This window comes from Bacillus sp. FG16, assembly GCF_057809515.1.
In genome coordinates this window covers 1-13,068 of sequence record NZ_JBMDKC010000129.1, presented here as the reverse complement: position 1 = coordinate 13,068, position 13,068 = coordinate 1, and the positions used below count along the sequence as shown (strand labels likewise).

Below are 13,068 nucleotides of genomic sequence, written 5' to 3'. Positions count from 1 at the left end.
TTGCTGATCCTACGAAGTCACCTTTTGTTACTTGTAATACTTGCTCTTTCATATCATTTATCCTCCCTTTTCATAAGTTATCTATATGTAATTTCTAAGAAATGTTTATTTCATAGTTTTTATGTTAACGTTACATTAAATTCGATAACGTAACGTTTGTAACATTAATGTAACATAACTATTGTTACGTTGCAATATAATAACGTGAAATTTATTACACTTTTTTTACGTTTTTTTATAATAATCCCCAAAAACCTTTATTTAATGCACTTTTCACTAAGTTCATGTTTGTAACATTCGTGTAATATTACAGTCATAAAGTGAAATATAGTCATACTCCTCTCTATTTTTGTTACAAACAGTTTATTCAGTGACACTAAACCTATCTAATCTTTACTTACTTTTAATATGAGATAAAATACCGTCTTTCCAAGATAAGTTTATATGTTTCCTCTATATAACTATGTATAATAAAAACAAAGAGGTGGTCATTTTGAAATTAATCGCATTAGATATGGATGGTACACTACTATCATCTAATCTTGAAATCTCCAAAGAAAACCTACAAGCAATCCAAACTGCACAAGAAGCTGGTCATATTGTAATGATTTGTTCTGGTCGTGCGAAAGAGGATGCTTTAAAGCTATTGGAAGAATATAAATTATCTCTTCCAGTCGGAGCAAGCAATGGGGCTATTGTTTATGTGGATGGAAAAGTAATTAACTCGCGTTGTATACAAAACGACAAAGTGTACAAACTTGCAAAATTACTAGAATCTGAAAGTTTCCCATATAAGTTATATACAAATAAAGGAGTTTATTCTCCATATACATGGCAAGATCAAGTGATGCAAGCGTTCGAAGAAAATAAGCAGGCGCTTGATGTTACATTAGAGGAACTTGAACGAATTACAGAAAAGCAAAAGAAATCGAACTTAATTACTGATTTCAAAAAAATAGAAGATGTTGTAAATAACCAAGAACTAGAAATATCTAAATTCTTCATTTCAACATTTAATGCAGCGCATCGCGCACAGCTATTAAGCGTGTTACAAGAAGACGCTGATATTATGGTTACAGCATCAGCTCCTACTAACTTAGAAATTATGGATAAGAATGGACATAAAGGAAACGGGCTACAGCAGATGGCAGCTCATTTTAATATTCCTATTGAAGATACAGTTGCTATTGGTGATAATTTTAATGATGTACCAATGTTAGAAGTAGCAGGCTTATCTGTTGCAATGGGCAACGCTGAAGAAGATGTAAAAAAACTATGTGATGTTGTAACATTAACAAACAATGAACATGGTGTTGCTCACGCAATCGAGCAATTTGTATTGAAACAAACTTCATCTAGTAAATAAAAAAAAGGACTCTTTCCATTTGAAAGAGTCCTTTTTTTATACATGATGACAAGAAACAAAATGATCATCACCAACATTACGAAATTCTGGTATTGTTTTTTTACAAACATCTGTTGCAAACGGGCAACGTGTATGAAAACGACAACCCGAAGGTGGATTTGCTGGACTTGGAATATCCCCTTCTAGTATAATTCGCTCTCGCTTCACTGTTGGATCTGGTATTGGAACGGCTGATAACAATGCTTTTGTATACGGATGTAGCGGATTGGTAAATAACTCATCACGTGGCGCCGTCTCCACAATCGTACCTAAATACATAATTCCGATTTTCGTACATAAATGTTCTACTACACTCAAATCATGTGAAATGAATAAATAAGATAATCCCTTTTTCTCCTGTAACTCACTAAATAAATTAATAATTTGTGCTTGGATAGATACATCTAGTGCCGCCACAGGTTCATCAGCTACAATGAATTCTGGATTTAACACCATAGCCCTTGCGATTACGATACGCTGACGTTGTCCACCAGAAAACTCATGGGGATACCGGTCAATATGATAAGGAGCTAAGCCACATAACTCCAATACTTCAATTACCTTTTCACGAACATTTTCTTTCGTCGCTAATCCGTGGGCCAACATCGGCTCTCCAAGCGCTTCTCCAATTCTCATTCTCGGATTTAATGAGCTAAATGGATCTTGAAAAACGAGCTGCATATTAGGGCGATGTTTTCTCAATTCATCCTTCGATAAAGAATGAACATCTTTCCCTTTAAACTTCACTTCCCCCTCCGTTTTTTGAATGAGACGTAAAATTGTTTTTCCTATCGTTGTTTTTCCGCTCCCTGATTCGCCAACGAGACCAAACACTTCGCCTTTATTAATAGTAAAACTTACTCCATCAACTGCTTTTACATGTCCGATCGTTCTACTAAATATGCCACCTTTAATTGGAAAATATGTCTTTAGGTTTTTCACCTCTAATAATGGTTCACTCATTGCTCCGCACGCTCCTCATATAACCAGCAAGCTACTTTATGATTTTCATCATTTATATTTAGATTTGGGGCTCCTTTTTCACATATTTCCATACAATGCTCACAACGCCCACTAAAGTAACAAAACTCACCTAAACCAACTAAATTTGGAACTTGCCCTGGAATAGAATATAGTTTATCTATTCGTTTTCCCATTACTGGTTTTGATTTCAATAATCCTTTCGTATAAGGATGTTTTGGATTTTGGAATATCTCTAATACCGGAGCTTCTTCAATAACTTTCCCGCCATACATAACGACAACGTAATCAGCCATTTCTGCTACGACGCCTAAATCATGTGTAATTAATAAGATCGACGTTTTAAATTCTTCTTTCACTTGTCTTAGTAAATCTAATATTTGAGCTTGAATCGTAACATCAAGAGCTGTTGTTGGTTCATCTGCAATTAATAACTTAGGATTACAACTAAGCGCAACAGCAATCATAATACGTTGTAACATCCCGCCGCTCAGTTCATGCGGATAAGAATGGACAATTTCATCAGCACGGGCTATGCCAACTTTACGAATTAACTCAATTGCTTTCTTATACGCTTCATTTTTACTAAGTAATTCATGCTCCCTTAGCGTTTCTACAATTTGCTCACCTACAGTGAAGACGGGATTTAGCGATGTCATCGGTTCTTGGAAAATCATTGCAATATCATTGCCTCGTAAACTACGAAGTTCTTTCTCTTTCATTCCTAAAAGACTTTTTCCTTCATATAAAATATCTCCACCCACTACACTGCCAGATTCAGCAATAAGCCCCATAATAGATAAAGCCGTTACACTCTTCCCGCAACCTGATTCTCCTACTACACAAACCGTTTCACCTTCTCGAACAGCAAAGCTAACATGGTTTACAGCCTTCACTGTCCCTTCCTCCGTTTGAAAGTGTGTTTGTAAGTCTTTTAGCTCTACTACCGCTCTACTCATACCTTCTCACCTACCGTCTCATCTTTGGATCTAACGCATCACGAAGTGCATCACCAAGTAAATTAATTGATACAACTGTTATAAAGATTGCAAAACCAGGCGGAATCCATAACCACGGACGCTTTTGGAAATCAATTAATGAGTTAGCTGCGCTAATCATGTTCCCCCATGATGGTGTAGGTGGGACGACGCCGAGACCTAAGTAGCTTAGCGCGGACTCACTTAAAATAGATCCAGCCACACCCAAAGTTGCTACAACAATAAGTAACGGAAAGACGTTAGGAATTAGATGATGAATGATTTTTCGAGAATCTTTTAATCCTAATACATCTGCCGCTTGCATAAAGGCTTGCTCCCGCAATGTTAAAATTTGTCCTCTCACAAGACGGGCAAGTCCTGGCCATCCTACTAAACTTAAAATAATCATTACAACATATAAACGGTACTCCGATGGTAATTTCCATTCTGATAAAATTGCTCCCATTATAATAAGTAGCGGTAATCCTGGAATGGACATTAAGACATCTGCAACACGCATAATTAAATGATCTACAACTCCTCGATAAAAACCAGCAATGGCTCCTAATAGAGCACCTAGTATAACGGATAGTAGCATCGACGCTAAACCAATTGTTAATGAAATACGCCCTGCTTGCATAAGTCTAGTTAAAATGTCCCGTCCCAACTGGTCTGTTCCAAGCCAATGTGACAGGCTGGGTGGTTTATTAATCTGTGTTACTTGTACTTTCCCATCAGCATACGGTGAAAAGATTGGACCGATAAAACTAAATAAAAACATAAATATTAAAACGTATAAGCCACACAGTGCCATCTTATTTTTCTTGATTTTTTTATACGCTTGGCGCCATGGTGATGATTCATTTCTCTTTTTCCGTTCTTTCTTTTTCTCTATTATGGGTGTAATAGTCTCCATATCTTTCCCCCCCTTACTTCAATCGAATTCTTGGATCAACAAACGCATATACAATATCAGCTAAGAAATTAGCCATAATCGTTAAACAAGAAAGAAACATTGTAAAGGCCATTAATACCGTATAATCACGGAAGTTTAATGCTTCTAATTGAATACTCCCAATCCCTGGCCAATTAAAAATCTGTTCAATAATAATAGCTCCTGAAAATAAACCCGGTAATTCAAAAGCGAGTAATGTAATTGCTGGCAAAATTGCATTTTTCAATGCATGTTTATAAATAACGGTCCTTTCTTTTAAACCTTTTGCACGAGCAGTACGAATATAATCTTGCCTAATAACATCCAACATGCCGGTTCTAAAATAGCGTGTTAACGATCCTACACCAAGAAGCGTTAAAATAAATACAGGTAGAATCATATGACGTAATACTTCTAATATGTATGCTATCCCTGTTGAGTTACTCCCAATATCAATCATGCCACCAATAGGCAATAACTTTAAATCAACTGCTAATAATTTAATTAAAAATAGTCCGATAAAGAATGATGGAAATGACATTGCTGCAAAGACACCGATTGTTACCAATCTATCAAACCAAGAATGCTGCTTTGTTGCAGAAATAACCCCAATAATAAGAGCAATAATCCAAGTGAAAAATAAAGCTGCAGCAGCAACAATAAATGTATTCCAAATGAATTTATTAAGTAATGAAGTTACCGGTTCTTGGTACTGTAAAGAAAATCCAAAATCACCATGCAAAGCATTCACTAGCCAATGAAAATACCTTTCAATAATCGGTTTATTTAAACCGTACAACTCTCTTAATTCTTGAGCTCTCTCTGGTGTTAATTTTGGATTTGAATCGATATAATCACCCGGTAAGAGTGCAAATAAGAAAAAGATAATAATAGACGTACCAAACAATGTAGGAATCATTTGTAGAAACCTACGAATGATATATGTTTTCACCTTTTGTCTCCCCAATCCTATTTACTTAAAAATAGAAGAACATTTTTTCAAAACAGCTACCATTCCATTGCTGTGCGAAAAAACGTCTTCTATTATTTAGGTCAACCCTTATTGTTCAATAGATAACACTGGTAAATTGGAACTAATGCTATCGTACTTTTCTGGATCAATTCCTTTTATACGTGCATTATGAGCATAAAGTAGTTTACGATAGTTTAATAAAATAACTGGTGGATCATCACTTAACTCTTTATACAGCTCTTTATAAATCGCTTTACGTTTTTCAATATCTGTCGTTCCTATACCTTTTACAATCAAATCATCTACTTTCGGATTATTATAACCCGTATCACTTTTTGGATTAGTTGATAAGTACTCACTTACAACTTCACTTGGATCACTAATTCCTGGTGTTGAAACTGCCGCTAAATCGTAGTCACCTTTTCCTACTTTTGAAAGCATCGTATTAAAGTCCATCAACTCTGGATTTAATTCAACACCAATTTCTTTGTAACTTTCTTTTGCAATCGGAATAAAGATATCATTTGTTTTACCTGTATTTGATGCGTAGTATGTTAATTTTAATTTTTGACCATCTTTTTCACGAACCCCGTCAGAACCTACTTTCCAACCAGCCTCATCCAATAATTTTTTAGCCTTTTCTACGTCGTGCGGATATTTATTAATACCTTCTTCTGTATATGCCCATGAAACTGGAGCAATTGGTACGTTAGCGACAGAGCCATAGCCTTGTAAAGCTGTATCCACATACTTCTTACGGTCTAATCCATAAGTAAGTGCTTGGCGTACCTTTTTATCTTTCAAATACGACTTCTTATTATTTACATAGATATAAGCAATATCACTTGATGATTCAAGATTAATATTTGCAAACTCTAATCCTTTTAATTGGTCTATATTTTCAGGGTTCGCTCTAAACCCACTATAGTCCAGTTCACCTGTTTGGAATAATTGGAATCCAGTATCACCTGATGTAATTTTGTAAATAAAGTTTTTGATTTTTGGTTTACCTGCATAATAATTTTCGTTAGCAACAAAGCGGACTTCTTGACCTGGAACATATTTTTCAAATTTATATGGACCCGCTGCAATTGGTTGCCCATATAATGCTTTTAAATAGTCTAAACTTGTATTTTGTTTATAATCTTTTCCATAATAAGCTTTTGATAGCACTGGGCCACCTAAATTCGTTAGCGCCTGTGAATTAACTTTTTCAGTTGTAATTTTAATTGTCTGTGGATCAACAACTTGGATTCCTTCAATAGAAGTTGCTTTTCCTTCTTTATATTCTTTCCCACCTTTAACAGCATACTGAGCAATATCCAATCCACCTTCATACGCTTTATCATGAAGTAGTGTTAATGTAAATGCTACGTCATCTGCTGTTAAAGGCGACCCGTCACTAAATTTTAAGTTTTTACGTAAGTGGAATGTATATGTTAACTGGTCAGCAGAAATATCCCATTTTTCTGCAAGGTCCGGAACAGGTTTACTTTGTTTGTCTGTTGTTACTAATGACGCAAAAATAACAGACGTTACATTTCCATCCCAACCATTATCTTGGAAATACGGAAGGAAAACTCCCCCTGGCTTAGAAATGGCTGTAATAAAAGTATCTTTTCGTTGATTTGCTTTCTCTGGACTTTTCTTTTTATCTGTAGCTGGAATTGATTCAATCTTAGAGTCTTTTAAATCCTGCTTTTTTACTGGTTCTGTAGAAGCCGTATCCTCCTGTCCCCCACAAGCAGATAACACAAGCGAACTACTCAGTAATACTGAAAATACACCAGCCCATTTTTTTGTTTTTTTCTTCATTGTCCCCACCCTAACTGTTTAATAGTTATACCCTTTGAACTTATAAGCTTATGTATGCCTCCCACAGCAACATTTATAGCCACTCGGAAAAGTCGGTTTTAATCATAAAAAAATAGATATTTTTGAGGGGTAACAATCTTATTCCGACCTTTCCGGTAGACTTTATGGTTATTAGCTTATATCGTTCAGTATATTTTGTCAATTCTTTCTAAATAAATATTTTGAGAATTTTCCCAAAATTATCCCTCTACATTTATACTTTAAGAAAACTCAGCTATAATTCGTATTAAAAACTTAAAAATCTACTTCTATTCCTTCAGCATGAAACATAGAATACTAATAACCAATTACCAAAAAGGGGGCGAAAATATGGACAAACTATTCCAATACGTCCTGCACTACGTATTATTAACAATTATGATAGTCGGGGCGTTATTACTATTCCCGTTCTTCCCAAAGTTCGTCCTCTTTTTAGCTTTTTTTATCATGCTCGGGATCGCTATTATAATTTCAACGAGAGAAGATGCCACACAAAAAGAAAGCAGAGTTCAGCGCGTAAAGCTGTAACTTTGCTCTCTTTTCGTTTTCAATCACTAGTCTCTGTTACACATATTTATCCCGCTATTTGCCGGACAGTAAAACCCCCACTGATTAAAGTTTCACTTTATCTCTCGGGAAATAATTAGTCTTTGTTTTTGTGATTACTCCTATTGAAAAGCCACTAATGACATTTATTTTTCACCTTATCATTTCATATGCTTCACAAGCTATGCAAATTGAGGAACACGGATTTATCTAAGTTACTGTTTCACGTGAAACACATCGCTTCATTTAATCTTTAAAGCAAAATATCATTATGAAAAAGCCACTTCCTCCAGCAAAACTGAAAGGAAGTGGCTTTCTACTCTTTACTCCACAATATTCTCTAACTCACTATATAACTTCGCTCGTAACAACTCTTTCATCGTTTTTTCCTCATATAATTTTTCAAGTCTTTCAACATCAGCTACATGTTCCATTTCACATTCTATTGCATATATATCTTCTTCTACATGCATTAACTCATTTTCAATCTCTTCAAGATTCCTAGCCTTTTTCTCTTTTACTGGAACCATTTCAACACTCTTTCTCCCTTGGCGTTTCTGCTTTATTACTTGCTTCTCAAGCTTTTCTTCCCATTTTTGACGAGCCCATGCATAGTTTCCTGCAAACTCAAATAATTTACATTCATCAATCCAGTACGTCTTTTCAAATAACTTATTTAAAAAATAACGATCATGTGAAACAGCTAGGATTGTTCCATTATATTGCTCAAGGGCTTCCTCTAAAACTTCCCTTGATTCAATATCAAGATGGTTTGTCGGCTCATCTAAAATTAGAAAATTGATGTCTTGATACATAAGTTGAGCAAGTCTTAACCTCATTTTTTCTCCACCGCTCAGTTGCGTTACTTTCTTAAATACTGCTGGACCATAAAATAAAAACTTAGCCAATATATGTCTTGCTTCTCCTTCGGTTACAGCTACATACTCTCTAAACGCTTCCAATACATTACTCTTCAAATTGCCATACGTATGCTGTGATAAATAACCAATTTTGACACTACTACCAATTCGAATTTCACCAACGTCTGGATTTATTTCTTCTAATAGTAGTTTTAATAATGTAGTCTTTCCTGTGCCATTACGACCAACGATAGCCGCACGCTCTTGAAAACGCACATGTAAATTCGCTTGTTCAAATAAAGGTCGGCCAGCAAAACCTTTGCTCACTTCTTTCATTACAACAACATCTTTCCCGCTTCTCTCTTGCCCTTCAAACTGAAGACCCATCTGTTTTCGTTCTAAGATTGGCCTCTTTAATTTCTCTATACGTTCTAACGCACGTTCCATATTTCTCGCTCTTTTATGCAATCCTTCATTCGGAGGGTTCGCTTGATTTGCCCATTCACGTAGACGCTTAATTGCTTCTTTCATTTTCTTTATTTTCTTTTGTTGCTCCTGATAAGCTTGAAACTCTTGAAGTAATCTTTCTTCCTTCTCCTCAACGAACTGAGAATAATTCGTATGGTACACGTGAATCTCTCCATCTTCCAAATCAAAAATTTTCGTTACAACTTCATCAAGGAAATAACGATCATGTGAAATAACCATAACTGTTCCAGTGTATTCTTTTAAAAATTGCTCTAACCATTCAACTGCAAATAAATCTAAATGATTTGTTGGCTCATCTAATAGAAGTAAATCTGGTTTCTGCAATAGCATATATGCAAGGCTTACTTTCGTCTGTTCTCCTCCACTTAATTCCGTAAATACTCTTGAAAATAAGTCTGTCACTTGTAAGCCATTTGCTACCTTCATTATATTTGCTTCTATTTCATAACCACCAAGGAACGCAAACTTTTCTTGAATTACTCCGTATCTCTCCATTAGCTTTTGCAAAGAAGATTGTTCCTGCTCCTCCGCCATATTTTTTTCTAGAGCATGCATTTCTTTTTCTAATTCCTTTTCTACTTTAAAAGCGGAACTCAATACATCATATACAGTCAGGACCTCATCAAACTTCGGAATTTGTGCGACATGACCAATACGTGTACCTTTCTTCATATGGATGGCTCCTGCATCCAAACTCTCCATTCCCGTTAGAAGCCCAAAGATTGTTGTCTTCCCACTACCGTTACGACCAACTAACCCAACACGTTCACCATTCTTTATTTCAAGCGATATATTTTCAAATATGATGTTTCCACCAAAAGATTTCGTTACATTATTTACACTACAAATAGTCATTTTCCGTACTCCTTTCAATATAAAAAACCATGAGAAAGAAACATTCCCCATGGTTTTCGGCATAGAAAAAGGAAGCCAAATAGCTCCCTTTTCACACGTTTATTAAAAATGGGTGAAGAGATTTCTATCGTTCAATAGTCACTATGCAATTGTTAAAAAAGGGCATACGTATCCCGTTAACAACTACATCATGAAAAATCGCACGACAAAAATAGATAAAATCTAAAAATTTGGCACGTGCAGCTAAAGAACGTTTCATCTCATTCACCCCTTTCGTACGGAATTTAATACTTACTTCTTTATTATACTTTCCAATTTCATGTTTGAATAGTCATTTTTCTGAAAATAATGAAGATAGACTAAACATTTCAATAAGTGACATCAAATCTTACAAAACTGTTATGTTCACGTAATGGAAAGCGATAGTACGAAAAGATGCCTCCCTATACAATAAAGATGTAAACAAGAGAGACAAACAAAAGGAGGAAACAAACATGATGAAAGAAATCGTAAAAGCAATCTTTGAGGTATTAGTGAACGGACAAGCAGTTGTAAAAGAACTAAATGAACTATAAAAAGGAGTGAAGAAATATGATGAACATGGTGAAAATGATTTTACACGCTTTAGTCGATGCAAAAGCAGTTAGCCAAGAATTAAACCAACAATAAAAAGGGGTATATGAATATGAAGAAAGCCATTATTATAATTGCAAGCACAGCAATTACTTTATACACAATAAAAAATAGAAAAAAGAAAAATACTGAAAATGTTCTATATTATCCATACACACTATTAGAGAAAAAATAAAAGACAAGGTACCCTATCGTAATGAGGATATCTTGTCTTTTATTTTTTCCATATTGCCTTTAGAGGATTTCCTTCTCCTTTTCCCGAATGTATTAAGCGGGATTTTTACACATATTTTAAAGGGGCATATATATAAATGGATACACAACAACTATATTTTTTAAACGATATCGGTAAACAAAAACCAGAAAGTATTCGGAATAGAAGCGCTGCATGTCCATTTTGCCATAAAGAACATTTAACGGATATTTTAGCAACTGATGGTTCTATTATTTGGTTAAAAAATAAATTCCCTACATTACAAGATACATTTCAAACAGTGTTAATTGAAACCGATAATTGCGAAGATCATATCGCAACATATACAGAAGAACATATGCGGAAATTAATGCAATTTTCTATTCAACATTGGTTACACTTACAGAAGAAAGAAGAGTTCGCATCTGTGATTTTATACAAAAATCATGGTCCATTTTCAGGTGGAAGTTTGCATTATGCACACATGCAAATTATCGGAATGAAATATGTAGATTATCTTGAAAATATTGAAGAAGAAAATTTCCAAGGGGTAATTGTTCAAAAAAACGAACGCATTGAGCTTAATATTTCAGAGCGTCCCATTATTGGCTTCACTGAATTCAATATAATCATTGATAATATTTCATATATAGATGATATGGCAAATTACATTCAGCAAACTGTACGTTACATACTGACAGATTTCCATAAAGGATGTAGTAGTTATAACTTATTCTTCTATTACTTAAATGGAAAAATTATTTGTAAAGTTGTTCCTAGATTTGTCGTTTCACCGCTGTATGTAGGATATAAAATACCTCAAGTTTCTACAAAACTAGAAGAGGTGAAATTACAACTCACGCAGTATTTTACGAAAGAAAAGGATGAAATTATTCATAAAAAAACAGAGTAGGTATCGAAAACCTACTCTTTTATTACACCTTTATTTCGATAGTACACATCTTCTAATCCGATGTTATACTTCATGTTATTATCCGTCCACTCTGGCCCTAAATTCCCTGGCCATCCAGATGTATTCGCTATATATTTCAGTAATGCAAAATCAGTCAAACCTTTTTGCACCCCGCGCTTATATCCTTTCATCAAATGCGGCATTGCAATTTGTGCATTTGTACGTGGATCTTTCAGCTCATCATCAGTTAAATGTTCTGGTGCAAGCCCGCCGCCGCGGTGTAGTTGAAACAATCCAAATGAAGTTCCATTATCTCCAACACTTCTTGGATTTAATCGACTTTCATGCTCGGCAATTGCAAGAGGTATCCATTCCGGAAGATTTACTTTCTTCGCTTCCTCTATAATGATTTGTTTCATCTGTTTTGCTTCTTCTGAATCAACATAGCTTGTTCCATTCACTAGCTTATCCATTCCTTCAGACTTTCCTTGGAAATATAAATATACTCCAAGAACAACTAAAAATCCTACAAAGAATTTCTTCACTACCTCTACCTCTTTCTCCGCTGAAATTTGTCCCCTTTCAGCCTTCCCTTTACAATTACCTACATTCTACTACTCTTTTATCATAGCAAATAACTATACATATTATCATCATGCTTTAGACCGATTTTGTGAAAAAAAAGCTGGTAAATACGTGCAAAAATGTAACTTTCATAGACTATAACGCATTTATTGTATATAATTGTAAATTGAATTCTAAATATAAACTAGGAGAATAATAATATGAAAAAACGGCTGTTACTCTTATTTAGTTTACTACTATTAATTCCTGTCCCTATTTCCGCACAAAAAACTGAACAACCAAAAACCCTTATTTTATACAGTTCAAACGATGATCAAATTACAAGCGATATCCAAATACTTAATACACAAGTAGGGCATTTCACTAATAATATAACAATTAAAAACATAAAACAGTTAGCTGAAATAACTGATAAATCTTCGTATACACATGTTATTTACATGGGTGAAAAACAAGAAGAACTTTCTACTGAAGCAAAGGAATTTCTAGAAGGCTTCCCAGGACCATTACTAGTTTTAGGTCAAAATATAGAACAGTTATCTACTCGTTTTTCATTTATCACACTTAAAAATGAAGATATAAACTCTGATACAATTGAATATCCAACACGTAAACTAAAGAATATATTAGAAGAAGAAAGATCAATTAAACAACTTGATACAAACGGAACAATTCTCGCACATGCTTTAAGAGGAAATAATACTTATCCATTAATTGTACAGCAAAATAATTCTTATTATGTAGCAACTTCTAACCTCTTTGATTGGATATCTTATTATATTGGCGAAAGCCTATTTTCTTATTTTCAGCAAAAACCCCATGCCCATCAACTTAAGAGAACAAATAAAATGAAATTCCCTTCAAAAGGGT

13 protein-coding genes and 1 pseudogene are annotated in these 13,068 nt (G+C 34.6%); 5 read left to right on the top strand and 9 right to left on the bottom strand.

The window, feature by feature from the left end; all coding sequences use genetic code 11:
* A partial coding sequence (locus tag ACODS7_RS28540; protein WP_114556005.1) for a DUF3948 family protein occupies positions 1-61 on the bottom strand: 61 nt, incomplete at its 3' end.
* Between the two features lie 432 nt (positions 62-493).
* On the opposite strand from ACODS7_RS28540, the gene ACODS7_RS28535 reads away from it, so the two are divergent.
* Positions 494-1,366, top strand: a complete 873-nt coding sequence (locus ACODS7_RS28535; protein WP_000766426.1) for a Cof-type HAD-IIB family hydrolase — start codon at positions 494-496, stop codon at positions 1,364-1,366.
* Between the two features lie 36 nt (positions 1,367-1,402).
* Here ACODS7_RS28535 and ACODS7_RS28530 read toward each other — a convergent pair whose 3' ends face one another.
* The 5 genes from ACODS7_RS28530 to ACODS7_RS28510 all read right to left on the bottom strand — a co-directional run bounded on the left by ACODS7_RS28530 (position 1,403) and on the right by ACODS7_RS28510 (position 7,085).
* The gene (locus ACODS7_RS28530; protein ID WP_001294490.1) at positions 1,403-2,368 is read right to left on the bottom strand and encodes an ABC transporter ATP-binding protein; all 966 of its coding nucleotides are present in this window, start codon (positions 2,366-2,368) and stop codon (positions 1,403-1,405) included.
* Complete coding sequence (locus ACODS7_RS28525; RefSeq protein ID WP_016083965.1) at positions 2,365-3,345, bottom strand: ABC transporter ATP-binding protein; 981 nt, start codon at positions 3,343-3,345, stop codon at positions 2,365-2,367. Before ACODS7_RS28525 ends, ACODS7_RS28530 begins: the two co-directional genes overlap by 4 nt.
* 10 nt (positions 3,346-3,355) lie before the next feature.
* Entirely contained in the window at positions 3,356-4,279 is a 924-nt protein-coding gene (opp4C, locus tag ACODS7_RS28520) for an oligopeptide ABC transporter permease (RefSeq protein ID WP_000447957.1), read from the bottom strand.
* 13 nt (positions 4,280-4,292) lie between these two features.
* Positions 4,293-5,249, bottom strand: coding sequence for an ABC transporter permease (locus ACODS7_RS28515; RefSeq protein ID WP_000860687.1), 957 nt, complete (start codon positions 5,247-5,249; stop codon positions 4,293-4,295).
* 108 nt (positions 5,250-5,357) lie between these two features.
* Positions 5,358-7,085, bottom strand: coding sequence for an ABC transporter substrate-binding protein (locus ACODS7_RS28510; protein ID WP_000730676.1), 1,728 nt, complete (start codon positions 7,083-7,085; stop codon positions 5,358-5,360).
* 369 nt (positions 7,086-7,454) lie between these two features.
* Between ACODS7_RS28510 and ACODS7_RS28505 the strand changes: the two genes are divergently transcribed.
* Complete coding sequence (locus ACODS7_RS28505) at positions 7,455-7,652, top strand: hypothetical protein (protein WP_016083966.1); 198 nt, start codon at positions 7,455-7,457, stop codon at positions 7,650-7,652.
* Positions 7,653-7,993: 341 nt separating this feature from the next.
* Here the strand turns inward: ACODS7_RS28505 and abc-f are convergent, their stop codons facing one another.
* Both abc-f and ACODS7_RS28495 read right to left on the bottom strand, forming a co-directional pair.
* Positions 7,994-9,925 (bottom strand): ribosomal protection-like ABC-F family protein, encoded by a 1,932-nt coding sequence (gene abc-f / locus ACODS7_RS28500; protein ID WP_142286855.1) that lies wholly within the window; start codon positions 9,923-9,925, stop codon positions 7,994-7,996.
* A gap of 73 nt (positions 9,926-9,998) precedes the next feature.
* On the bottom strand, positions 9,999-10,133 hold the full coding sequence (locus tag ACODS7_RS28495; RefSeq protein ID WP_000830643.1) for an RAxF-45 family protein: 135 nt from the start codon (positions 10,131-10,133) through the stop codon (positions 9,999-10,001).
* Positions 10,134-10,553: 420 nt separating this feature from the next.
* On the opposite strand from ACODS7_RS28495, the gene ACODS7_RS28490 reads away from it, so the two are divergent.
* Positions 10,554-10,682, top strand: coding sequence for a hypothetical protein (locus ACODS7_RS28490; RefSeq protein WP_002083998.1), 129 nt, complete (start codon positions 10,554-10,556; stop codon positions 10,680-10,682).
* Between the two features lie 136 nt (positions 10,683-10,818).
* Entirely contained in the window at positions 10,819-11,613 is a 795-nt protein-coding gene (locus ACODS7_RS28485) for a DUF4931 domain-containing protein (RefSeq protein WP_243168942.1), read from the top strand.
* An 11-nt stretch (positions 11,614-11,624) separates the two neighbouring features.
* On the opposite strand, the gene ACODS7_RS28480 is transcribed toward ACODS7_RS28485, so the two are convergent.
* Entirely contained in the window at positions 11,625-12,158 is a 534-nt protein-coding gene (locus ACODS7_RS28480) for a transglycosylase SLT domain-containing protein (RefSeq protein ID WP_000713249.1), read from the bottom strand.
* A 240-nt stretch (positions 12,159-12,398) separates the two neighbouring features.
* Here ACODS7_RS28480 and ACODS7_RS28475 point away from each other — a divergent pair.
* Positions 12,399-13,068, top strand: a pseudogene (locus ACODS7_RS28475) (DUF2334 domain-containing protein); the annotation flags it as partial.